The sequence below is a fragment of the Jatrophihabitans sp. genome, from assembly GCF_035474675.1.
In the GTDB taxonomy this organism is placed as follows: Bacteria; Actinomycetota; Actinomycetes; order Mycobacteriales; family Jatrophihabitantaceae; genus Jatrophihabitans_A.
Genome location: NZ_DATINC010000046.1, coordinates 1 through 20,955 on the forward strand (window position 1 = coordinate 1; position 20,955 = coordinate 20,955).

The 20,955-nt window shown below is 69.7% G+C and carries 21 protein-coding genes and 2 tRNA genes; 6 read left to right on the forward strand and 17 right to left on the reverse strand.

Translation table 11 applies throughout. The features are described 5' to 3' along the window. The 5 genes from VLJ82_RS04395 to VLJ82_RS04415 all read right to left on the reverse strand — a co-directional run. On the reverse strand, positions 1-467 hold a 467-nt coding region (locus VLJ82_RS04395; protein ID WP_408662107.1), incomplete at its 3' end, for a rhomboid family intramembrane serine protease. Between the two features lie 176 nt (positions 468-643). Beyond that, positions 644-1,177, reverse strand: coding sequence for a peptidylprolyl isomerase (locus VLJ82_RS04400; protein WP_408662108.1), 534 nt, complete (start codon positions 1,175-1,177; stop codon positions 644-646). A 28-nt stretch (positions 1,178-1,205) separates the two neighbouring features. Further along, positions 1,206-1,847 carry a hypothetical protein gene (locus VLJ82_RS04405; RefSeq protein ID WP_408662109.1) on the reverse strand — a complete coding sequence of 214 codons (642 nt, stop codon included), beginning with the start codon at positions 1,845-1,847 and terminating at the stop codon, positions 1,206-1,208. A 22-nt stretch (positions 1,848-1,869) separates the two neighbouring features. Continuing rightward, on the reverse strand, positions 1,870-2,589 hold the full coding sequence (locus VLJ82_RS04410; protein WP_408662110.1) for a type 1 glutamine amidotransferase: 720 nt from the start codon (positions 2,587-2,589) through the stop codon (positions 1,870-1,872). Beyond that, positions 2,586-3,857 (reverse strand): MurT ligase domain-containing protein, encoded by a 1,272-nt coding sequence (locus VLJ82_RS04415; RefSeq protein ID WP_408662111.1) that lies wholly within the window; start codon positions 3,855-3,857, stop codon positions 2,586-2,588. Before VLJ82_RS04415 ends, VLJ82_RS04410 begins: the two co-directional genes overlap by 4 nt. Positions 3,858-4,114: 257 nt before the next feature. On the opposite strand from VLJ82_RS04415, the gene VLJ82_RS04420 reads away from it, so the two are divergent. After that, a complete protein-coding gene (locus VLJ82_RS04420; RefSeq protein WP_408662112.1) occupies positions 4,115-4,321 on the forward strand; it encodes a hypothetical protein in 207 nt (68 codons plus the stop codon). A gap of 110 nt (positions 4,322-4,431) precedes the next feature. Next, positions 4,432-5,091 carry a TetR/AcrR family transcriptional regulator gene (locus VLJ82_RS04425; RefSeq protein WP_408662113.1) on the forward strand — a complete coding sequence of 220 codons (660 nt, stop codon included), beginning with the start codon at positions 4,432-4,434 and terminating at the stop codon, positions 5,089-5,091. A 226-nt stretch (positions 5,092-5,317) separates the two neighbouring features. On the opposite strand, the gene VLJ82_RS04430 is transcribed toward VLJ82_RS04425, so the two are convergent. The 12 genes from VLJ82_RS04430 to dnaA form a co-directional block, all read right to left on the reverse strand. Next, positions 5,318-6,199, reverse strand: coding sequence for an ABC transporter substrate-binding protein (locus tag VLJ82_RS04430; protein WP_408662114.1), 882 nt, complete (start codon positions 6,197-6,199; stop codon positions 5,318-5,320). A 136-nt stretch (positions 6,200-6,335) separates the two neighbouring features. Continuing rightward, a complete protein-coding gene (locus VLJ82_RS04435; protein ID WP_408662115.1) occupies positions 6,336-6,755 on the reverse strand; it encodes an SRPBCC domain-containing protein in 420 nt (139 codons plus the stop codon). Between the two features lie 320 nt (positions 6,756-7,075). Then, positions 7,076-7,148: transfer RNA gene (locus tag VLJ82_RS04440), tRNA-Ala, on the reverse strand. Between the two features lie 36 nt (positions 7,149-7,184). After that, entirely contained in the window at positions 7,185-7,292 is a 108-nt protein-coding gene (locus VLJ82_RS04445; RefSeq protein WP_408662116.1) for a DLW-39 family protein, read from the reverse strand. Between the two features lie 51 nt (positions 7,293-7,343). Next, a tRNA-Ile gene (locus VLJ82_RS04450) sits at positions 7,344-7,417 on the reverse strand. A gap of 90 nt (positions 7,418-7,507) precedes the next feature. Then, complete coding sequence (locus tag VLJ82_RS04455; RefSeq protein ID WP_408662117.1) at positions 7,508-8,200, reverse strand: DUF3566 domain-containing protein; 693 nt, start codon at positions 8,198-8,200, stop codon at positions 7,508-7,510. Between the two features lie 7 nt (positions 8,201-8,207). Continuing rightward, positions 8,208-11,228 (reverse strand): DNA gyrase subunit A, encoded by a 3,021-nt coding sequence (gene gyrA / locus VLJ82_RS04460; protein ID WP_408662118.1) that lies wholly within the window; start codon positions 11,226-11,228, stop codon positions 8,208-8,210. A 112-nt stretch (positions 11,229-11,340) separates the two neighbouring features. Next, positions 11,341-13,299, reverse strand: a complete 1,959-nt coding sequence (gene gyrB, locus VLJ82_RS04465; protein WP_408662119.1) for a DNA topoisomerase (ATP-hydrolyzing) subunit B — start codon at positions 13,297-13,299, stop codon at positions 11,341-11,343. Between the two features lie 334 nt (positions 13,300-13,633). Further along, positions 13,634-14,080, reverse strand: a complete 447-nt coding sequence (locus tag VLJ82_RS04470) for a DUF721 domain-containing protein (RefSeq protein ID WP_408662120.1) — start codon at positions 14,078-14,080, stop codon at positions 13,634-13,636. Between the two features lie 178 nt (positions 14,081-14,258). Beyond that, a complete protein-coding gene (recF, locus tag VLJ82_RS04475) occupies positions 14,259-15,401 on the reverse strand; it encodes a DNA replication/repair protein RecF (protein WP_408662121.1) in 1,143 nt (380 codons plus the stop codon). Positions 15,402-15,422: 21 nt separating this feature from the next. Next, the gene (gene gnd, locus VLJ82_RS04480) at positions 15,423-16,346 is read right to left on the reverse strand and encodes a phosphogluconate dehydrogenase (NAD(+)-dependent, decarboxylating) (RefSeq protein ID WP_408662122.1); all 924 of its coding nucleotides are present in this window, start codon (positions 16,344-16,346) and stop codon (positions 15,423-15,425) included. 425 nt (positions 16,347-16,771) lie between these two features. Then, complete coding sequence (gene dnaA / locus VLJ82_RS04485; protein ID WP_408662123.1) at positions 16,772-18,319, reverse strand: chromosomal replication initiator protein DnaA; 1,548 nt, start codon at positions 18,317-18,319, stop codon at positions 16,772-16,774. Between the two features lie 540 nt (positions 18,320-18,859). Between dnaA and rpmH the strand changes: the two genes are divergently transcribed. Genes rpmH through yidC form a run of 4 tightly spaced genes read left to right on the forward strand, consistent with a single transcriptional unit; the run spans position 18,860 to position 20,896 of the window. After that, positions 18,860-18,997: a 50S ribosomal protein L34 gene (rpmH, locus tag VLJ82_RS04490; RefSeq protein WP_408662124.1), complete on the forward strand. Its 138-nt coding sequence runs from the start codon at positions 18,860-18,862 to the stop codon at positions 18,995-18,997. Positions 18,998-19,011: 14 nt separating this feature from the next. After that, positions 19,012-19,392 carry a ribonuclease P protein component gene (gene rnpA, locus VLJ82_RS04495; RefSeq protein WP_408662125.1) on the forward strand — a complete coding sequence of 127 codons (381 nt, stop codon included), beginning with the start codon at positions 19,012-19,014 and terminating at the stop codon, positions 19,390-19,392. Next, positions 19,389-19,718: a membrane protein insertion efficiency factor YidD gene (gene yidD, locus VLJ82_RS04500; protein WP_408662126.1), complete on the forward strand. Its 330-nt coding sequence runs from the start codon at positions 19,389-19,391 to the stop codon at positions 19,716-19,718. The genes rnpA and yidD overlap by 4 nt, the downstream gene beginning before the upstream one ends. After that, positions 19,718-20,896 carry a membrane protein insertase YidC gene (yidC, locus tag VLJ82_RS04505; protein WP_408662135.1) on the forward strand — a complete coding sequence of 393 codons (1,179 nt, stop codon included), beginning with the start codon at positions 19,718-19,720 and terminating at the stop codon, positions 20,894-20,896. Before yidD ends, yidC begins: the two co-directional genes overlap by 1 nt. Positions 20,897-20,955: the final 59 nt, after the last annotated feature.

The window sequence follows — 20,955 nt, forward strand, 5'->3', positions numbered from 1 at the left end:
GTGCCGAACATCCCGTAGACGGCACCGGACGCACCGAGCGTGGGGACGTTCGCGGCGCTGAACCACAGCACCGTCACCGAGCCGGCCACCGCACAGGTGAGGTACAGGGCCAGGAAGCGCGCGTAGCCCAGCACCCGTTCCAGCTGGGGCCCGAGCACCCACAGGGCGTACATGTTGAACGCGAGGTGCAGCACCTGCTCGTGCAGGAACGTGGCCGTGAGCAGCCGCCACCAGGCCCCGCCGTCGACGCCGGTGACCACCGTGGTGCGGTCCCAGAACAGCCGGTCGGCGGAGAACAGGATCAGCTCGCGCACCACCGGGCTGTCCCGGCCACCGCTGCCGAGCACGGCCAGGAAGACGACCACGTTGACCGCGATCAGCGCCATCGTGACCTGGCCGGGCGAGCCGGGAACCCGCCCGCCGCCGAGGGCGCGGGGCTGGCGCTGGGTGCGCGCCCCCTCGGCCACGCACTCGGGGCACTGGAAGCCTACGGCAGCCGGCCGCATGCAGTCGGGACAGATCGGCCGGCCGCACCGCTGGCACCGGATCCAGGTCTCGCGGTCGGGGTGCCGGTAGCACCGCGGCGCGGCCTCTGCGTGGGGCTCGGACGGCACGGCGGGCGGCACCGCGCTGGACACCCGGGTCAGTCCTGACGGCGCTCGATGTCGACGCGCTCGAGCCCGATCTCCTCGGCCGGGCGGTCGCCTCGGGACGTGGGTGCGGTCGCGATGGCGTCGACGACCGCCTTGCTCTCGTCGTCGACGACCTCGCCGAAGATCGTGTGCTTGAAGTTCAGCCAGGTCGTCGGCGCGACGGTGATGAAGAACTGCGAGCCGTTCGTCCCCGGGCCGGCGTTCGCCATCGCCAGCAGGTACGGCCGGTCGAAGCTCAGCTCGGGGTGGAACTCGTCGGCGAAGTTGTAGCCCGGGCCGCCGGTGCCGCGGCCCAGCGGGTCACCGCCCTGGATCATGAAGTTCTTGATCACCCGGTGGAAGATGGTGCCGTTGTAGAGCGGCTGGTTGCTCTTCTGCCGGGTGGCGGGGTCCGTCCACTCCTTGTCGCCGGTGGCCAGACCGACGAAGTTGGACACCGTCTTCGGGGCGTGGTTGCCGAACAGGTTGACGGTGATGTCGCCGGCCGAGGTGTGCAGGACGGCCTGGTGGGTTGCGGTGCTCACGAATGGATCTCCTGTCGTTGCGCGATCGTCAGGCTGCGATCTCCGGCACGATCGCTCGGGCGAGAGAAAAGGCGTTCAATGCAGGGTATGGCTGCCGGGTCCGGACGGTGACCACCGAGGTGCCCCTGGCGAACACGCACTGCCAGGTCTCAGCTCCCTGCAGGTCGGTCCGGTAGGCCACCGCACCGTCGGCGATGTCTGCGTCCGACTGCACTTCGGGGTGGTTGCGGGCGGATTCGACCATCGCGTTGTAGGCGTCGGTGGCGGTCCGGAACCGGGCGATGGTGATCTCGCCCACGATCACCGCCGGGTCGTAGGAGAAGTAGAACCGGCAGCCCACCGGACGGCTCTGCAGCACCGTGACCCGCCCGACCCGGTCGCCCTCCAGGTCGGCGAAGTCGGCGGCGCTGATGTAGGGACAGCTGCCGGCCATCTCCGGCACGGTGCCCGAGGGGCTGAGGGTGGGACGCGGGGTGCTGCTCGGCGCGCCGGTCTGCTCGCCGGCCGCGCCGCCCAGGCCGGTGGGCTGTGCGGTGGCAGGGCTCGAGGCCGGCGGCGCCGGGGTGACGCTGCCGTTCCCGTCCGGCCGGCAGCCGGCCAGCGCGGCGGGAAGCACCAGCGCCAGGGCGACCAGCAGCCACCGGCCGGGCCGGCTCAACCGGCTCAGCACCCGGCCACCGTTGCGCCGCGGCTCACCGGGGACGGTGGCTGGCCACGTCGGCGGCGGCCAGCGCCAGGCTGTCGTCCAGCGGTTCCAGGTCGGCGTTCGAACCCCGGCGGGCGTAGGCCCGGCGCAGCAGCTCGTCGGCGAACTGCGGGCTCTTGGCCAGCACCGGGCCGTGCAGGTAGGTGCCGAAGACGTTGGCGCGCACCGCGCCCTCGGTGCGGTCCGAGCCGTTGTTGCCGCGGCCGGGCTCGGTGGCGCCCAGCGGCCGGACGCCGGCGCCGAGCTCGGTCAGGCCGCTGTGGTTCTCGAAGCCGACCAGCCGTCCCCACGGGGTGTCGATGCTGTTGTTGCCGATCAGCCGCTGGTCCGAGCCGGTGGTGATGACGTCCAGCACCCCGACGCCTTCGATGGTGCGGCCGTCCTTGGTGCGGAAATGGTGGCCCAGCAGCTGGTAGCTGCCACAGATGGTCAGCATCACCACGCCGTCGTCGGCCATCGCGCGCAGCTCGGGGCCGCGGCTGACGAAGTCCCGGCCGATCTCGCCCTGGGCGGCGTCCTGGCCGCCGCCGCCGAGCAGGATGTCGGTGCCGGCGGGCAGCGGGTCGCCCACCTGCACCCGGACCACCTCGGCGTCCAGGCCGCGCCACTGCAGCCGCTTGCTCAGCACCAGGACGTTGCCGGTATCGCCGTAGATGTTCATCTCGCGCGGGTACAGGTGCACCAGGGTCAGCTTGCGCGCGCTCATCGCAGCTCCGTTCCGGTCAGCCGGGCCAGCACCTGGTGCAGTTGCCACATCGCGGTGTAGGTGGAGAACACCACGACGGTCTCACCGGGCGCGACATCGGCGGCGGCCTGCTGGACGGCGCCGGCCAGGTCCGGATCGATCCGGTCGGCCGTCAGGCCGTCGTAGTGCAGCCGCACCGCCATGTCGGCCGCCCGGGTGCCGGTGGTCACCAGCCGTCCGGAGTTGCCCTGCAACAGCGGGGCGAACTCCACGTCCCAGAGCCAGGACAGGTCCCGGCCGTCGGCGTAGTCGTCGTTGATCGCAATCACCGTGGCGGCCGGCCGCAGCCCCGGCACGGTGCGCAGCGACTGCCGGAAGCCGGCCGGGTTCTTCACCAGCTGCAGCACCACCCGGCGGCCGGCCAGGTTGAAGGACTGGCCGCGGCCGAAGGCCGGCTGGACGGCCCGCAGCCCAGCGGTGATGGTGGCCGCGTCCAGGCCGAAAGTCAGCGCCAGCGCAGCCGCACCGGCCGCGTTCTGCGCGTTGTGCGCCCCCTCGGCGTGCAACGTCAGGCTTTCCTCGGCGTCGCCGATCCGCAGCGTCAGCTCGGTGGTCTCGCCCAGCTCCAGGGCTAGCAGCTCGACGGCGGCCTTGAGCTCGGAGATCGCCACCTCGCCGCCGTACATCTCCTCGTCCGTCGGGAACTGCGGGCGCAGCGCCGCCGCGACACCGAAGTAGCTGACCTCGGCGGTCAGCTCCCGGGCCACCGCGACCAACCGTGGGTCGTCGCGGTTGACCACCACGTGCCGGGTAGTCCGGGCCGCCACCGTGCCCAGCAGCTGGGCGGTGGTGTCGATCTCGCCGAACCGGTCGAGCTGGTCGCGCAGCACGTTGAGCAGCAGCAGCCGGTCGGGCTGGTACACCTGGCAGAACCGCACCGCGTGCGCCTCGTCGAGTTCCAACACCGCGACGTCGGCCGGCGTGCGACCCCGCCAGGACGACTGCTGGACGACGGCGGTGATCACCCCGCGGACGAAGTTGCCGCCGGTGTCGTTGGTCAGCACCCGGTACCGCTGGGCCAGCACGGTGGCCACCATCTTGGTGGTGGTGGTCTTGCCGTTGGTGCCGCTGACCACCACCACGCCGAGCGGCAGCCGGGCCAGCCGGCGGGCCAGGAAGCGGGGGAAGGCCTTCTCCACCACCAGGCCGGGAAGCGCGGTGCCCCGGCGGCCGGCGGCCCGCAAGGCCAGCAGGACCAGCTTGCCGAGCCAGATCGCGAGGAGGTTCATGGTGCTGCCAGGCTACCCAGTCGGCCCGGGTCGGCCGGGCCGACCGAGCCGGACGGGCGTGCTGCCCGTCCTTTGTCGCTTCGTGCCCACTTTCCGACGCGCCGCTGCAATTCTGCCGAAATCTCACGCCAAGAAAACAAGTTCCTGTCACACTCTGTAGCCAGTTCACTGCGGACAGCCCTGAACACCCAGGGGAGCGTTGCGATGAGAAGTGTTCGTCCCAGCCGGCTGCGCGCCGGACGAGCCGGGAGCCGGCCATGGCGGTGATTCGGCACGTCGTCCAGGTGGTGGGCGGGACCATCCGCAACGACCTGTGGTGCGACGAGTGCCAGACCACCGGCCGGTTCGAGATCGACATGCACGCGATGAGCAACCGCGGCCTGCAGCCGATCGGCACCGTCCGGCAGTGCGTGCGCTGCGACTATGAGGAACCACTGATCCCGGACGGCGACCTCGGCTCCTAGCCCAGGTTCCGGTCCGGACCCGGAACTACCCTGTGAAGGCGGTTCGGCGGATTCGCCGGCTGCGCACTGAAGCGGATATGCCCAATCCGCTTGCCTGCTAACCTGCGACCATGACCAGCCCGGGCCGCCCGTTGCGCCGGGACGCCGAGCGCAACCGGCAACTGCTGCTGGACGCTGCCAGCGAGCTGTTCGCCGAACGTGGGCTGGGCGTGACGCTCAACGACATCGCCCACCACGCCGGCGTCGGGGTGGGCACCGCCTACCGCCGCTTCCCGAACAAGGAGGCGGTCATCGACGCGCTGTTCGAGCAACGGCTGCAGGCGGTGGCGGCGGTCGCGCACGAGGCGCTGGAGGACCCGGACGCCTGGCGCGGCCTGGTGACGTTCCTGGAACGCACCCTGCACATGCAGTTCGGCGACCGGGGTCTGACCGAGATCATGAACAACCCGGCGCTGGGCCGGCAGCGGGTCAGCGACGCCCGCGACCGCATCGCCCCGCTCATCGAGGCCCTGGTGGACCGGGCCAAGCAGCAGGGCACGGTACGCGCAGACCTGGACCAGACCGATCTGATCTTCCTGCAGGTCGCGCTGTCGGCGATTCTGGACAGCACCCGGGCGATCGCGCCGGACCTGTACCGCCGCTACCTGGCGATCCTGCTGGACGGCATCCGCCCCGGCGGGGCGCCCAGCCCGTTACCGGTCCGGCCGCTCAGCGCCTTCCAGACGCACCGCGCCATGACCCGCAACCGGCCGGATGTCGCGAACGCCTGAGGCAGGATGGCCCTCGTGACGAGCCTCCGGCGGGTGTCGTGCCTGCTGCTGCCCGTGGTCCTGGTCAGCGGGTGTGCCGCCCGCCAGCACGGCAGGACGGCCGCGAAGCCCGCCGACAGCCCTGCCGCTGCGGCCGGCGGCGCCGCGGAGCCGGTACCCCCGGGCTCGCTGGGCGCGCCTGACCAGCCGACAGTCTGACCAACCCGACAGTCAGGCAACCAGGCAGTCAGGCAACCCGCGTGGTGGAGCCGGGCGGCGCGGCGAGGGCTTCCGGATGCAGGATCGAGGCGATCGCCGCCACGCCGTCCACCAGTCGGGGACCGGGCCGCACCACGAGCCCGTCGGCGTCGATCGCCCATACCTCGGCGTCCGGAAAGCGGCTGACCACGCCCCGAGCCTGCTCGATCGCGCCCGGCAGGTGAAAGCCGCACGGCGCGACCAGCACCACCTGCGGGGACTCTGCCGCGATCAGCTCCCAGCTCGTCTCCACCGACCGCTGGCCGGCGCGACCGGCGACCGGGATCCCGCCGGCGGCGGTGACCAGGTCCGGCACCCAGTGCCCGCCCGTGAACGGCGGGTCGACCCACTCGATCACCGCCACCCGCCGGCGCGGTCGAGCCGCCACCCGCTCGGCGATCGCGGCCAGCCGGGCCCGCAACTCCCCGACCAGGGCCTGGGCACGATCCGATGACCCGGTTCGCTGCCCGACCAGCAGGATCGAGTCGAGGACGTCGTCGAGAGAATGCGGGTCGAGGGACAGCACGTCCGCGCGGCACCCCAGGTAGTCCAGGGCCTGGTCGACCTGACCGGACGGCAACGCGCAGACCCGGCACAGGTCCTGGGTCAGGATCAAGTCGGGGGCCAGCGCGGCCAGCGCGTCGGCGTGCAGCGTGTAGAGCTCCTGGCCGGCGGCGAACTGCGACCGGACGTAGCCGTCAATCTCGGCGGGGGTCATCCCGCGGGTGTCCTTGCCACCCACCACGATGGTCTTCTCGCTCCTGGCGGACGCGGGCTCGTCGCATTCGAAGCTCACCCCCACCAGGTCATCGCCCAGCCCGAGCGCGTAGACGATCTCGGTAGCCGACGGGAGTAACGACACCACGCGCACGACGGTCAGCGTACTGACGACGCCGGAGCGACCTCGGCCAGCCGGGCCGGACATGGCAGCGGCCTGACCGCTGGTGCAGATCGGTCAGGCCGCCGTTGGGTTCTTGCTGACAGTCGTCAGTCGTCCGTCTCAGACGTCAGGAGAGCAGCTCCTCCAAGCGCGCGTAGGTCGATTCCATCTCGACCAGCCTGGAGTCGAGGCCCTGGTCGCGCGCTTCGCGGTGGGGGAAGGTGTGCACCTCGGTGAGCATGGTGCCGTCGCCGTGCGGGGCCAGCGTGAGGACCTGCACCTGCTCGGGGCCGTTCTCGCCGAACATGCGCTCCGTGGTGACGAGCCGGTGCGGCTCCTTCACCTCGCGGACCTCGCCGCTCATCTCGAAGGGCTGCGAGCCGTCCTCGCGTTCCCACTTGAACCGGTAGCTCTCGCCGGCTTTCGCCGTCCACTCGCACGTGGTCATGGACCGGCCATCGGCACCGGTCAGCCACTGGCGCATGACCTCCGGGTCCGTGTGGGCCTGCCACACCTTCTCGATCGGGGCACGGATGACGCGGCTCATGCGGATCTCGGTATCGCTGAGGACAGCGAGCTTGGCTTCCCTGTCGGATCCTCGATCAGATTCCATTTTCGGCATGTGAAACCCCCTCGTTGAAAGGCTGGGCATGGTAACGGCGGTACCGTACCACGTCTACTCCCATAGTGCGCATATAAATGAATGGCATATAGGCCGTAGTACATACGTAGAAAACAGACATCAACAGAGACTTAGCCCGCTGGTGATTGTGGGGTAAGCGGAGCTCGCACGATGGGTCGTCGACGCCGGCGAAGCCCCGTTGGGCAGCGCGGCCATTCGACCGGACTGGGATTACACCTGTTGGGTGGAGACGAGGGGAATCGAACCCCTAACCCCTGCCTTGCAAAGGCAGTGCTCTGCCAATTGAGCTACGTCCCCTGGGGCGGGCCCCGCATGACAGCGGGGCCGGACGAGCTAGCGGGTTGCCTGCTTCCAGACCTCGCTGCTGTCCTGTGCCTTCCTGCGCTTCATGGCGTACTGCACGCCGATGGCCGCGGCGGCGAGCATGAGCAACTTCTTCATCGGCTTCTCCTCGCTGCGCACGGCCCGGACAGGCCGAACGATGTCGCAGGGTGGGCCTAGGAGGACTTGAACCTCCGGCCTCATCCTTATCAGGGATGCGCTCTAACCGTCTGAGCTATAGGCCCGCTGCACGCTCTACGCGCGAGGTGAAACTTTACCCGGGTGGCGGGGCAGGCCCCAAACCGGGGCCCTGCCGGATGAGCTGTCGGACGGGGCTACTCCCGTTCGGACAGGGTGACCTCCGCGCCGCCCACCAGGTCGGCGCACAGGTTGTAGACCATCGCCCCGATGGTGCTCAGCGCGATGAACAGCACGATGTTGACCGCGCCGATGATGATCGCGCCGCCGAACACCAGCGGGCCGCTGATCACGTCGCTGGTCTTGTCGTTGGACAGGTCGCGCACCGTGGTGTTGACCTTGTCGAACACCCCGGCCACGTCCAGGATGCCGTACAGCACGCCGACCATGATCAGCCAGACGAAGAACAGGGCGATGGCCAGCACGCAGGAGAACTTGAACACCGAGTAGACATTGACGTGGCTCAGGGTGAGCCGGGCCCGCCGCGGCTGGCGAACACCGCGGCCCACCCGGCCGTTGCGTCCGGACCGGGCCTCTGCCTCGCTGGCCGCCGTCCGCATGGCGTCCTTGGCGCTGGTGGCCGCCGCGGTCGCGGTGGCTGCCGCCGCCGAGGCCTTGGAGGCGATCTTGGCTCCGAGCCCCGCGCCGGACGAACCCGACCCGTCCCGGGAACCGGCACCGTCCCGGGAGCCCGCTCCGACCTGGGTGCTCGACGACCAGCCGCCGGGCTGTTGACCCGCCGGCGGCGGGGTCACCTTGGGCAGCGTCGCGGTGTCCTGGTCCGCGTTGGCGTTGGAGCTTCGAGCAGGTGGCGGATAGCCCTGGGTCATGGTTCTGCTACTCCTGCTCCTCGGGTTCGTCGGCATTGCGGGCGATCGAGACCAGCGATACTCCGTCCGGCAGGTTGATCAGCCGCACGCCCATGGTCTGGCGCTGTGCCCGCCGTACCTCGGCGACGGACGTCCGGATCACCACGCCGTCGGACGTGATCGCATACAGCTCGTCCTCCGGCCGGACGGTCATCGCCCCGACCAATCCACCTCTGGTCGAGACTATACGCGCGGTGAGCACGCCCTTCCCGCCGCGACCTTGGACCGGATACTCCTGCACCTTGGTGCGCTTGGCGAAGCCGCCGTCGGTCGCGATCAGGATCTCCATGTCGTCCTGGACGACCTCCATCGCCAGCAGCTCGTCGTTCGCGCCGAACCGCATCCCGATCACCCCGGAGGTGGCCCGGCCCATCGGGCGCAGCGTCTCGTCGTCGGCGGAGAACCGGATCGACTGGGCCTTCTTGCTCACCAGCAGCAGGTGGTCGGTGGGGGCGATCAACGCCGCGTCGATCAGCTCGTCGTCCTCGCGCAGGTTGATGGCCACGATGCCACCGGAGCGGTTGGAGTCGAAGTCGCTCAGCTTGGTCTTCTTGACCAGGCCGGCCTTGGTGGCCAGCACCAGGTACGGCGCGACCTCGTAGTTGCGGATCGTCATCACCTCGGCGATCGTCTCGTCCGGCTGGAAGGCGAGCAGGTTGGCCACGTGCTGGCCGCGCGCGTTCCGGTTGGCCTCCGGCAGGTCGTAGGCCTTGGTGCGGTAGACCCGGCCCTTGTTGGTGAAGAACAGGATCCAGTCGTGGGTGGAGCACACGAAGAAGTGCGCCACCAGGTCGTCGGTCTTCAGGGCCGCGCCCTGCACGCCCTTGCCGCCGCGACGCTGGGCCCGGTACAGGTCGGTCTTGGTGCGCTTGGCATAGCCGGTCCGGGTGATGGTGACCACCACGTCCTCGGCGGCGATCAGGTCCTCCATCGACATGTCGCCGTCGTACGGGATCAGCCGGGTGCGCCGCTCGTTGCCGTACTTGTCCGAGATCTCGTTCAGCTCGTCCCGGATGATCTGGCGCTGCCGGCCGGGCTTGTCCAGGATGTCGCGGAAGTCGGCGATCTTGGCCTCGATCTCGGCGGCCTCTTCCTGGATCCGCAACCGCTCCAGCGCGGCCAGCCGGCGCAGCTGCAGGTCCAGGATCGCCACCGCCTGGATCTCGTCGATGTCGAGCAGCTCCATCAGCCCGGTGCGGGCCGCGTCGGCCGACGGCGAGTTGCGGATCAGCGCGATCACCGCGTCCAGGGCGTCCAGCGCCTTGAGGTAGGCACGCAGGATGTGGGCCCGCTCCTCGGCCTTGCGGAGCCGGTACCGGGTTCGCCGGACGATGACCTCGACCTGGTGCTGGACGTAGTAGCTGACCATCTGGTCCAGCCGCAGGGTGCGCGGCACCCCGTCCACGATGGAGAGCATGGTGACACCGAAGGTGGTCTGCAGCTGGGTGTGCTTGTAGAGGTTGTTCAGCACCACCTTGGGCACCGCGTCCCGCTTGAGCGTGACCACGATGCGCATCCCGATCCGGTCGGAGGACTCGTCGTTGATGTCGGCGATGCCGGCCACCCGGCCGTCCCGGGCCAGGCCGGCGATGGTCTCGACCAGGTTGTCCGGGTTGACCTGGTACGGCAGCTCGGTGACCACCAGGATGGTGCGGCCCCGGCTGTCCTCCTCGACGGTCACCACCGCCCGCATCCGAATCGAGCCGCGGCCGGTGCGGTAGGCCTCCTCGATGCCGTCCCGGCCGACGATCAGGCCCTTGGTCGGGAAGTCCGGGCCCGGGATCATCGCCATCAGCTGTTCGAGCAGCTCCTCGGAGCTGGCGTCCGGGTGGTCGAGCGCCCAGGTGACGCCGGCGGACACCTCGCGCAGGTTGTGCGGCGGCAGGTTGGTCGCCATGCCGACCGCGATGCCGCCGCCGCCGTTGACCAGCAGGTTCGGGATCCGGGACGGCAGCACCACCGGTTCCTGGGAGCGGCCGTCGTAGTTGGGCTTGAAGTCGACGGTGTCCTCGTCGATGTCGCGCAGCATCTCCATGGCCAGCGGCGAGAGCCGGGCCTCGGTGTTGTGCGAGACGAAGCCGTTGGTGAGGAAGGCGTGGTCGGCGGCATCGACCCGCAGCGAGTAGACCGGCTGGACGCCGGCCGGCTGCACCTGCGTGACCGGCACCAGGGTGAACTCCCGCGGGTCGCCGCCGTCGTCGGGCAGGTGCCGGGCCTGGCCCGACCGGTAGGCGGCGGTCAGGTCCGGCAGCAGCGGCAGCGCGGTGGCCCAGCTCTGGCTGCTGTACTGCGCCGAGCGCACCACCAGCACGTCGCCGGCGGTGATCTCGCCGAGCAGCTTCCACATCAGGGTCGGCACGTTCTGCACCCGGCCGATCACCAGCAGCGGGTGGTTGGCGGTGCCGGTCACCGACCGGTCGCCGGCGGTCACGGTCAGCACCGGGTGCTCGCCGGAGTGGTGGAAGGCGCTCACCCGGACCGGGGTGCCGGACCGGCCGATCACCTTGAAGTCGACCTCGGTGGTGGAGTTCGGCTCGGCGCCGGGCACCAGGTCGGCGATCGGCACCTCGCCGTCCGGGGTGGCGACGAGGGTGTCGCCGGTGACGCAGTAGCGCATCGCGGCCGCCGGGTCGTTGCCCGGCGAGCCGAAGTTGCCCTGGCCGTCGATCAGCGGCGCCCGCATCGACCAGGGCTGGGCCAGCCGCACCAGGGTGTCGTAGATCGCGGTGTCGCCGTGCGGGTGGTAGTTGCCCATCACGTCGCCGACCACCCGCGAGCACTTGACGTAGCCGCGGTCGGGCCGGAAGCCGGAGTCGTACATCGCGTAGAGCACCCGGCGGTGCACCGGCTTGAGCCCGTCCCGGACGTCCGGCAGTGCCCGGGCCACGATGACGCTCATCGCGTAGTCCAAGAAGCTGCGCTGCATCTCCAGCTGGATGTCCACCGGTTCGATCCGGTCGCTGGTGGGCGGCGGCGGAGTCTCAGTCATGACGGCCTTTCAGGCTCGGCTCGGGGGTCGGTGCGGGTCGGGCGGGGTAGGGCGGCACCGCGGGGCGCGGCCGGGACTCTCGCCGCGGCCGCGCCGGGTGCGATCAGATGCGTCAGATGTCTAGGAACCGGACGTCCTTGGCGTTGCGGACGATGAAGGACCGGCGGGCGTCGACGTCGTCGCCCATCAGCACCGAGAACAGCTCGTCCGCGGTCGCCGCGTCGTCCAGGGTGACCAGCCGCAGCATCCGGGTGGCCGGGTCCATGGTGGTCTCCCACAGCTCCTTGGCGTTCATCTCGCCCAGGCCCTTGTAGCGCTGGATCGAGTCGCCGGTCACCCGGCGCCGGCCGGCCCGCTCGCCGTTCTCGATCAGGCCGTCCCGCTCGCGGTCGGAGTAGGCGTAGTCCGGCTCGCCCTTGGCCCACTTGATCTTGTACAGCGGCGGCATGGCCAGGTACACGTGGCCGTGCTCGATCAGCGGTCGCATGAACCGGAACAGCAGCGTCAGCAGCAGCGTGGTGATGTGCTGGCCGTCGACGTCGGCGTCGGCCATCAGCACCACCTTGTGGTAGCGCAGCTTGGCGATGTCGAAGTCGTCGTGGATGCCGGTGCCGAGCGCGGTGATCAGCGACTGCACCTCGGTGTTCTTCAGCACCCGGTCGATGCGGGCCTTCTCGACGTTGATGATCTTGCCGCGGATCGGCAGGATCGCCTGGTACATCGAGTCCCGGCCGGACTTGGCCGAGCCGCCGGCCGAGTCGCCCTCGACGATGTAGAGCTCGCTGCGGGCGGGGTCGGTGGAGCGGCAGTCGGCCAGCTTGCCCGGCAGCCCCATGGTGTCCAGGGCGTTCTTGCGGGCCAGCTTGCGGGCCTGCTGCGCGGCCTTGCGGGCCCGGGCGGCCTGGGTGGCCTTGGTGATGATCATCCGGCCCTCGGTGGGGTTGCGCTCGAACCAGTCCGCCAGCCACTCGTTGCAGACCTTCTGGACGAAGGACTTGGCCTCGGAGTTGCCGAGCTTGGTCTTGGTCTGGCCCTCGAACTGCGGCTCGGCCATCTTGATCGAGACGATCGCAGCCAGGCCCTCGCGGATGTCGTCGCCGGTCAGCTTCTCGTCGTTCGGCTTGAAGATCTTCTTCTCGGTCGCCCACCGGTTCACCACCGAGGTGAGCGCTGCCCGGAAGCCCTCCTCGTGGGTGCCGCCCTCGTGGGTGTTGATGGTGTTGGCGAAGGTGTAGACCGACTCGGAGTAGGACTCGTTCCACTGCAGGGCCACCTCGGCCGACAGCCGCAGCTCCTTGTCCTCGGCTTCGAAGTACACCACCGACTTGTGGATGGCCGACTTGGTGGCGTTGAGGTGCCGGACGAAGTCGGCGATGCCGCCGGCGTAGTGGTAGGTCTGCTCGCGCAGCTCGTGGTCGCCGCCGCGCCGGTCGCAGACCGTGATGGTCAGGCCCTTGTTCAGGAAGGCCATCTCCTGCAGCCGCCGGGTGACGGTCTCGAAGGAGAACTCCAGGGTTTCGAAGATCGCGCCGTCCGGCCAGAACGTCACGGCGGTGCCGGTCTCGCGGGTCGCCTCGCCCTTGACCAGCGGCGCGGCCGGCTTCTGGTCGACGTAGGGCTGGCGCCAGACGTGGCCCTCCCGCTTGATCTCTACCTCGAGCCGGGTGGACAGCGCGTTCACCACCGAGACGCCGACGCCGTGCAGACCGCCGGAGACGGCGTAGGCGTCGCTGTCGAACTTCCCGCCGGCGTGCAGGATGGTCAGGATCACCTCGACGGCCGGCTTCTTCTGGGCGGTGTTCATGCCGACCGGCATGCCACGGCCGTTGTCGACCACCCGGACGCCGCCGTCGGGCAGCAGGGTGACCTCGATCCGGTCGCAGTAACCGGCCAGCGCCTCGTCCACGGCGTTGTCGACCACCTCCCACACCAGGTGGTGCAAGCCCCGCTCGCCGGTCGAGCCGATGTACATGCCCGGACGCTTGCGGACAGCTTCGAGCCCCTCGAGGACGGTGATCGAATCTGCTCCGTATTCAGACGCAGCCTTAGCCGCCACTCGGTGCTCCTTCATTGGTCTGCTCGGACTAGCCGTGCGGCGCGTGTGCGCCACAGCGCCCCCAGCGGGGTTCTACTTCACCAGTCTACTGGGTCGCAGGCCTTCAGAGTGGCGTGCAACACGGCTAATCGTGTCACAGAGCGAAGTTGCGGCCGCTGGTGGATCGGGATACCAGACCCGGGTGCCGGGAACGGCTGGCTGGCGACCATCCGGCGAGACCGCGCAGGCCGCCGGACCGCATTCTGCCACCTGTCCCGTGCGCTGCAGCCGCAGGTGTCCCGGACGCTCCGGCCGGAGCTGTCCCCGGTCTCACCCTAGGTCTCCGGCCTCAGCCGTAAGGGTCCTGGGCTCAGCCGTAGGTGTCCCGGACGCCCCGGCCGCCGTGCATCGACCACGGGCCGTGCTTCCAGGACGGTACCGAGGGCCCGGTGATGACCAGCTTGGTGACCAGGCCGGCCGGCAGCTCGCGGGTGATCCGGGCCAGGATCTGCGGCGTCATCAGCCGCAGCTGGGTGGCCCAGGCGGTGGACTCGGCCGCCACCCGCAGCTCGCCGTCGACCAGGCTGACCGGCTGGCAGCGGGCCGCGATGTCGGCGCCCACCACGCTCGCCCACTGGCCCATCAACCGGGCGTGGGCCAGCGGTGCCACCCAGCCGAGCTCGGCCATCGCGCTGCCCAGGATGCTGCCGATCGGCGCCGGATCCAGCTCGTCCGGCCGGGCACCGCTGTATCCGCCACCCGCCCGGCGCCCGCGCCGGAGCCGGGCCGGCCGGCCGGCCGTGCGACCGGCCGACATCGCCCGCGCCGAGCGCAGTGCCCCGGCTGCCAGGTCGCCGCCCGAGGCCTGGTCACTCTGAGTATCGGGCTCCTCTGGTGGGTGGCCTGTGGAAAACCGCTCGGGTTCTGTGGGTAACCCGCGATCGGCTCCGCTATTGCGGTCTTGCCCCCGGTGGATATCTTCACTACCGCGTCGGTCACCGGTCACGGCGCACCTCACCGTCCGCAACCAGATACTGCGCGCCGCTCAGCGCCGGCGGGACGTCGCCCGGCACGGCGGCCGAGATCAGCACCTGCTCGGCCTTGGCGGCGATGCCGGCCAGCTGGTCCCGGCGGGCGGTGTCGAGCTCGGCGAACACGTCATCGAGGATCAGCACCGGCTCGGCGCCGTCGGCCGACAGCAGCTCGTAACAGGCCAGCCGCAGCGCCAGCGCCGCCGACCAACCCTCCCCGTGGCTGGCGTAGCCGCGCAGCGGAAGCGCGTTCAACCGCAGCTCCAGGTCGTCGCGGTGCGGGCCGACCAGGCTCACCCCGCGCTCGATCTCGGCCGGTCGCACCTTGGCAAGTTCGTCCAGCAGAGCCCGCTCGAGGTCTTCCACCGGCGGTATTACACCGGTGTCATTACCTGCGGAGTTCTCGACCGAGCTGACATAACTGAGGTCCAGCTGCCCGCTGCTCGGCGCCAGTTCCGCATAGGCCTGGGCGGCATGCGGCCGCATCGCCCGGACCAGCTCCAGCCGGGCGGCCAGCAGCTGCGCGCCGGAACTTGCCAGGTGGCCGTCCCAGACCTCCAGGGTCCGCAGGTCGCCGGCCCCCCCGGCCCGGCGGGCGGCGCCGGCGGTCTTGAGCAGCGCGGCCCGCTGCTTGAGCACCCGTTCGTAGTCGGCGCGTACCCCGGCCAGCCGGGGGGTCAGCTGCACCAGCACGTCGTCGAGGAAGCGCCGGCGCTCGGACGGGTCGCCGCGCACGATCGCCAGGTCCTCGGGTGCGAACAGCACGGTCCGAAGCCCGCCCAGGATGTCGCGCGGCCGGGTCACCGGCGCGCGGTTCAGCTTGGCCCGGTTGGCCCGGCCGGCGGTGATCTCGATCTCGAGCACCAGCTGCCGGCCGGCCGAGACCACTGCGGCCTGCACCACCGCCCGGTCCGCGCCGGCCCGGATCAGCGGCGCGTCGGTGGCCACCCGGTGACTGCCCAGCGTGGCCAGGTAGCCGATGGCCTCCAGCAGGTTGGTCTTGCCCTCGCCGTTGCGGCCGACGAGCACGTTGACGCCGGGGTCGAAGGCCAGGTCAGCGCGGGTCCAGCTCCGGAAGTCAGCGACGCTGAGGTGCTGGACGAACATCGCGGCCGGCGGGACTTCGGCTCAGGACGCGTCGGGTGAGATGGCCTGCGCGGCGGACACGGCACCGGCTGCCTCGACGGCGTGGCCGCCGAACTGGTTGCGCAGCGCCGCCACCATCTTCATCGCCGGCGAGTCGTCCTGCCGGGAGGCGAACCGGGCGAACAGCGCCGCGGTGATCACCGGCATCGGCACGGCGTTGTCGATGGCCGCCTCGACGGTCCAGCGGCCCTCGCCGGAATCCTCGGCGTAGCCGCGCAGCTTGCTCAGGTCCGGGTCGGACTCCAGCGCCAGCACCGCCAGGTCCAGCAGCCAGGACCGGATGACGGTGCCCTGCTGCCAGGACTTGAACGTCTCCGCGACGTTGTCCAGCAGCGGCGAGGCCGCCATCAGCTCGTACCCCTCGGCATAGGCCTGCATCATTCCGTACTCGATGCCGTTGTGGACCATCTTGGCGAAGTGCCCGGCGCCGACGGTGCTGCCGGCGTGCACGAAGCCGCCCTCGCCCTCGGGCTTGAGCGCGTCGAAGATCGGCTGGACCCGGGCGACGTCGTCGGGAGCGCCGCCGACCATCAGCGCGTAGCCGTTCTTCAACCCCCAGACCCCGCCGGACACCCCGGCGTCGACGAAGGAGATTCCCTTGGCGGCGAGCAGCTCGGCGTGCTTGGCGTCGTCGGTGTACTTGGAGTTGCCGCCGTCGATGACCAGGTCACCCTCGCTGAGCACCTCGGCCAGGGCGGTGATGGTCTGGTGGGTCGGTCCGCCGGAGGGGACCATCACCCACACTGTGCGGGGTGCGGTCAGCGCACCGACCAGCTCTTCCAGCGAGGCGACGTCGCGTGCCGACTCCGGCGACCGGTCGAACCCGACGACGGTGTGCCCGCCCCGGCGGATCCGTTCGGCCATGTTGCCGCCCATCTTGCCCAGCCCGATGAGACCGATCTCCATGCCTGCCTCCACCTCGTCCCGCCCCGCGCGGTTGGCGCCGGACCTCAACGATTTCACCGTAGCCGTCACGGCGCTGTCCGGGCATGCCACCCCGGCCGGCTGGCTGTCCCCAACTTCTATATGTAGTTCTTATCTCTCTGTAAAGAACTAATTCTTCGTCGTCATAAGGCGTGTGGATGCTGTGGAGAACTACCGTTTTCCCTGATCAGCCGCGGTGGGAGATGTGTGCGGCAGGTCGGACAAGCTGGGAGGACAGGCAACGAGGAAGTGGACAGCGGGTAACGCGCTATGGCCGTCCACATGACCATCAGGACTTGTCCACACCCCTACCCACACGGTGTGGAAGCACTCAACTATCGCGGCGCGGAGGGGTGGTAGGGCGGCTGCCGGCCCGAACCGGGCCCGAGGCGATGAGGGCAGCTAGGTCAGGAGCGGGCGCGGGACCGGATCCGGCTGGTCAGCTCGGTGATCTGGTTGTAGACGTTGCGGCGCTCGGTCATCAGCGACCTGATCTTGCGCTCGGCGTGCATCACGGTGGTGTGGTCGCGGCCGCCGAAGGTCTGGCCGATCTTGGGCAGCGACAGCTCGGTCAGCTCCCGGCACAGGTACATCGCGATCTGGCGGGCCGAGACCAGCACCCGGGTGCGGGAGCTGCCGGTGAGGTCTTCCAGGGTGATGCCGAAGTACTCCGCGGTCACCGCCATGATGGTCGAGGCGGTGATGTCGGGCCGGTCGGATTCCGACACCAGGTCCTTGAGCACGATCTCGGCGAGCTTGAGGTCGATCTCCTGCTTGTTCAGGCTGCCGAAGGCGACCACCCGGATCAACGCGCCCTCGAGCTCGCGGATGTTGCTCTGGATCTTCGAGGCGATGAACTCCATGACGCCCGGTTGCAACGTCATGCCGTCCTTGGCGGCCTTCTTGCGCAGGATCGCGATCCGCAGCTCCAGGTCCGGCGCCTGTACGTCGGTGATCAGGCCGGACTTGAACCGGGTGACCAACCGGTTCTGCAGGCCGGAAAGCTGTTCCGGCTTGCGGTCACAGGAGATCACGATCTGCTTGTTCGCCAGCTGCAGCGTGTTGAAGGTGTGGAAGAACGCTTCCTGGGTCTGCTCGGCCCGTTCCAGGAACTGGATGTCGTCGATCAGCAGCAGGTCGACGTCGCGGTAGCGCCGCTGGAAGGACTGGACGTCGTTGACCCGCACCGAGTTGATGAAGTCGTTGGTGAATTCCTCGCTGGAGACGTAGCGAACTCGCATGGTCGGTTCCAGCCGGCGGCCGTAGGTGCCGATCGCGTGCAGCAGGTGGGTCTTACCTAGTCCGGAATCACCATAGATGAACAGGGGGTTGTACGCCTTGGCCGGCGCCTCGGCAACCGCGACCGCGGCGGCGTGGGCGAACCGGTTGGACGAACCCGGGACGAAGGTCTCGAAGGTGTACTTCGGATTGAGCCGGGCTTCGTGGTCCATCCGGCCCATCGGCGGCGTCGGCACGCTGTCGAAGATGCGCGACCGGGTCGACGGATCGGCCAGTCCGTCCAGCCGGTTGCCTGCCGGGCCGTCGGCCAGCGGGTCGATTCGCTCGGTGCTGTCGGAGAACTGGCCGCCGCCGAACCGGCCGTCGGAGAATTGGTCGTAGCTGTCGGACGGTTTCTCCTCCGGCTCGTCGGCCGGCTCCAGCTCGACCGCGGTGCTCGGCCGGTCGCTCGATTCCATCGGCTGGATGGTCACCGCGACATTGATGTCGCGGCCGAGCGCCTCCGAGAGGGTCGCGGTGATGAGCGGGCGAAGGTTGTTCTCCAGGTAGTCCTTGGCGTAGGTGTTGGGGGCGGCGAGCAGCGCGGTGTCTTCCAGCAACCCGATCGGCCGGGTCAGGCTCAGCCAGGCGCGCTGGTGCGGGCGGACCGACGGGTCGTCGAGCTGGTTGATCGCACGGTGCCAGACGTCCGCGAGATCGGCGAGCTCGTCCGCCACTCTGGGTCACTCCCTCGGTTCTACGCTCTAACGCGCGATCCTGCCCGACCGGACGAACGTGCCGCTGCGGCACTGTCCGGTAGCCCGGAGGGTATATCCACAAAATTATCCACAAGTTGTGGAGGGGTGCCGAAACAGCCCCGGCCTACCCTGTGATAGAGGGCCGGGAGTGGTGGCTCACATCCCCGCAGCGGTGGTTCGAGGCGACAACTTAACAGCGCATCCGGTCCCCTCACAATGGGAAACGGACAGTTCGCGGTCAGTTCGGGCGTGTCGCTGGCTGCAATGCCACTTCTCCCGTGCTCACTTGAGGATTGGCTCACATATACTTAACGTTGCTGTGGGCCAGCCCGGAGCCGGTTTGACCTCGAGAGGGGTCGATCCGTACCGTAGAAACTCTCCTGTGCCGTCTCGGATCCGGGGCGGTTACTTCGTATGCCGATCTGCCAATGTTCCGACCGATGTCGGGCCGTTGTCCGACCCAGCCGGGTGCGCCGGTCTCCCCGCGCACCAGGCCCAAGATTGTGATGGAGCCAGACCGTGAGCAAGCGGACCTTCCAGCCGAACAACCGCCGTCGGGCCAAGACCCACGGCTTCCGTCTGCGGATGCGCACCCGGGCCGGTCGCGCCATCCTGCAGGCCCGCCGGCGCAAGGGCCGCAACGAACTGTCGGCCTGAGCCGACCTCGTCCGGTGCTGCCCCCGGCACACCGCCTCCGCCGCGCTGCTGATTTCACCGCGGTGACCAGGCAGGGCCGGCGGGTTCGTAGTGGTTCGGTGGTGATGTACTTGCTGACCGAGCCTGCCGGCGGTACCAGTCGAGTCGGCCTGGTGGTGGGAAAGGCGGTCGGAACCAGCGTGGTGCGCCATCAGGTCTCCCGCCGGCTGCGCGCCCAGCTCCGGCTCCGGCTGGATCGCCTGCCCGCCGGTGCCGCCCTGGTGGTCCGCGCCCTCCCCGAGGCTGCCACCGCTTCCTCGGCCGCGCTCGGCCGCGACCTGGACCGGGCCCTGACCAAGTTGACCGACAAGCTCGCCGCCAGTGCTGCCGGGCCCGGTGCCCGGCCGGGCCGATGACCGGCCGCCCGAGCCCAGCCGCGCGGCTCGCTCTCACCGCGATCGCCTGCTACCAGGGCGCCTGGAGTTCCCGCCGGCCGTCGGCCTGCCGGTTCACCCCCAGCTGCAGCGCGTACACCGCCACCGCTATCTCCCGGTTCGGGGTGCTTCGCGGTATTTGGCTGGGTACGCGGCGGCTGGCGCGCTGCCATCCCTTCCGACCGGGCGGCTATGACCCGGTGCCGTCTCCCGACGAGATCTCCGGTGTGTGGCCGGTACCCGCGAGGGGAACCGATTGCCGCAGCGACTCGTCGGATGAGAAGACTCTCCTAGAACAGGCTGGTTGATGCTGGACTTCCTCTATACCGCGGTTTCGTGGGTGCTGCTGCGTTGGTACCAGCTGTTCACCCTGCTGGGCATGAACGAGGAGAGCGGCCTGACCTGGGCGCTGTCGATCATCATGCTGGTGGTGACCGCCCGCTTGCTGCTGTTCCGGTTCTTCGTCAAGCAGGTGCACTACCAGCGCCGGATGCAGGAGATGCAGCCCAAGATCAAGAAGCTGCAGGAGAAGCACAAGGGCGACAAGGCGACCCTGCAGCGGGAGATGATGGCGCTGCAGCAGGCCGAGGGCTTCAACCCGATCTCTGGCTGCCTGCCGATGCTGCTGCAGATCCCGATCTTCATCTCGCTGTTCCACGTGCTCAAGCACATCTCGAACTCGGTCGGCCTGCCCACCGGCGCCCGCGGCCTGACGCTGTACGGCTTCACCGAGAAGCAGACCACCGACGCCGCGCACGCCAAGCTGTTCAACGCCCCGCTGGCCGCGTCGCTGCGCGAGTCCAGCGAAAAGATCCTGCAGCTCGGGGGGCACGTCAGCACCACCCGGACGGTCACCCTGGTGCTGGTGCTGGTCAGCGCACTGGCCACCTTCCTGACCCAGCGCGCGGTGATCGCCAACCAGACCACGCCGCCCGAGGGCCAGGCCGCGATGATCCAGCGGCTGATGCTGGTCGGCATCCCGATCTCGGTGGTTGTCTCCGGGTTCATCTTCCCGCTCGGCGTGCTGCTGTACTGGTTCACCAGCAACCTGTGGACGCTGGGCCAGCAGTACTACATCTTCCGGTTCCACCCGCACACCCCGGTGGCGGCCACCGCCGGCGCCGGTGGCAGCACACCGGCCCCGCCGGGCAAGACGCTCGCCCCGAAGGTGGGCCAGAAGCCGGTGAACCCGAAGGGCAGCCGTCCCGGAGTCGCGCCCCGTCCGCCGGTGGCCGAGGGCATGCCGGGCAGCCCGAACGGCACCAGCCCGAACGGCGCCAGCTCCAACGGCAACGGTCCGAACGTGAACCTGTCCAAGACCGGCCGGGCTGCCGGGGAACCGGCCGGCTCCGCCGGTGCCACCCCGGCCGGCTCCGCCACCGGCGGCCCGAGCACCGGTGGTTCGGCCGCCGGCAACCGTGGCCAGCGCCCGGCGGCCAACCGGCCCAACAACTCCAAGCGGTCGCCGAGCAAGAAGCGCCGGTAAGACGCTGGTAGACCCCGCGCCATCCGCCACCGCACCGCCTCGCGCAGGTGAGAAGAACA

Bases quoted from the DNA above. Each gene is read 5' to 3' on its own strand.
- VLJ82_RS04410 (WP_408662110.1), bottom strand. From the start codon at position 2,589: ATGAGCGCGCGCAAGCTGACCCTGGTGCACCTGTACCCGCGCGAGATG.
- VLJ82_RS04415 (WP_408662111.1), bottom strand. From the start codon at position 3,857: ATGAACCTCCTCGCGATCTGGCTCGGCAAGCTGGTCCTGCTGGCCTTG.
- VLJ82_RS04420 (WP_408662112.1), top strand. From the start codon at position 4,115: ATGGCGGTGATTCGGCACGTCGTCCAGGTGGTGGGCGGGACCATCCGC.
- VLJ82_RS04425 (WP_408662113.1), top strand. From the start codon at position 4,432: ATGACCAGCCCGGGCCGCCCGTTGCGCCGGGACGCCGAGCGCAACCGG.
- VLJ82_RS04435 (WP_408662115.1), bottom strand. From the start codon at position 6,755: ATGAGCCGCGTCATCCGTGCCCCGATCGAGAAGGTGTGGCAGGCCCAC.
- VLJ82_RS04445 (WP_408662116.1), bottom strand. From the start codon at position 7,292: ATGAAGAAGTTGCTCATGCTCGCCGCCGCGGCCATCGGCGTGCAGTAC.
- VLJ82_RS04455 (WP_408662117.1), bottom strand. From the start codon at position 8,200: ATGACCCAGGGCTATCCGCCACCTGCTCGAAGCTCCAACGCCAACGCG.
- gyrA (WP_408662118.1), bottom strand. From the start codon at position 11,228: ATGACTGAGACTCCGCCGCCGCCCACCAGCGACCGGATCGAACCGGTG.
- gyrB (WP_408662119.1), bottom strand. From the start codon at position 13,299: ATGAAGGAGCACCGAGTGGCGGCTAAGGCTGCGTCTGAATACGGAGCA.
- VLJ82_RS04470 (WP_408662120.1), bottom strand. From the start codon at position 14,080: ATGTCGGCCGGTCGCACGGCCGGCCGGCCGGCCCGGCTCCGGCGCGGG.
- recF (WP_408662121.1), bottom strand. From the start codon at position 15,401: ATGTTCGTCCAGCACCTCAGCGTCGCTGACTTCCGGAGCTGGACCCGC.
- gnd (WP_408662122.1), bottom strand. From the start codon at position 16,346: ATGGAGATCGGTCTCATCGGGCTGGGCAAGATGGGCGGCAACATGGCC.
- yidD (WP_408662126.1), top strand. From the start codon at position 19,389: ATGACCGGCCGCCCGAGCCCAGCCGCGCGGCTCGCTCTCACCGCGATC.
- yidC (WP_408662135.1), top strand. From the start codon at position 19,718: ATGCTGGACTTCCTCTATACCGCGGTTTCGTGGGTGCTGCTGCGTTGG.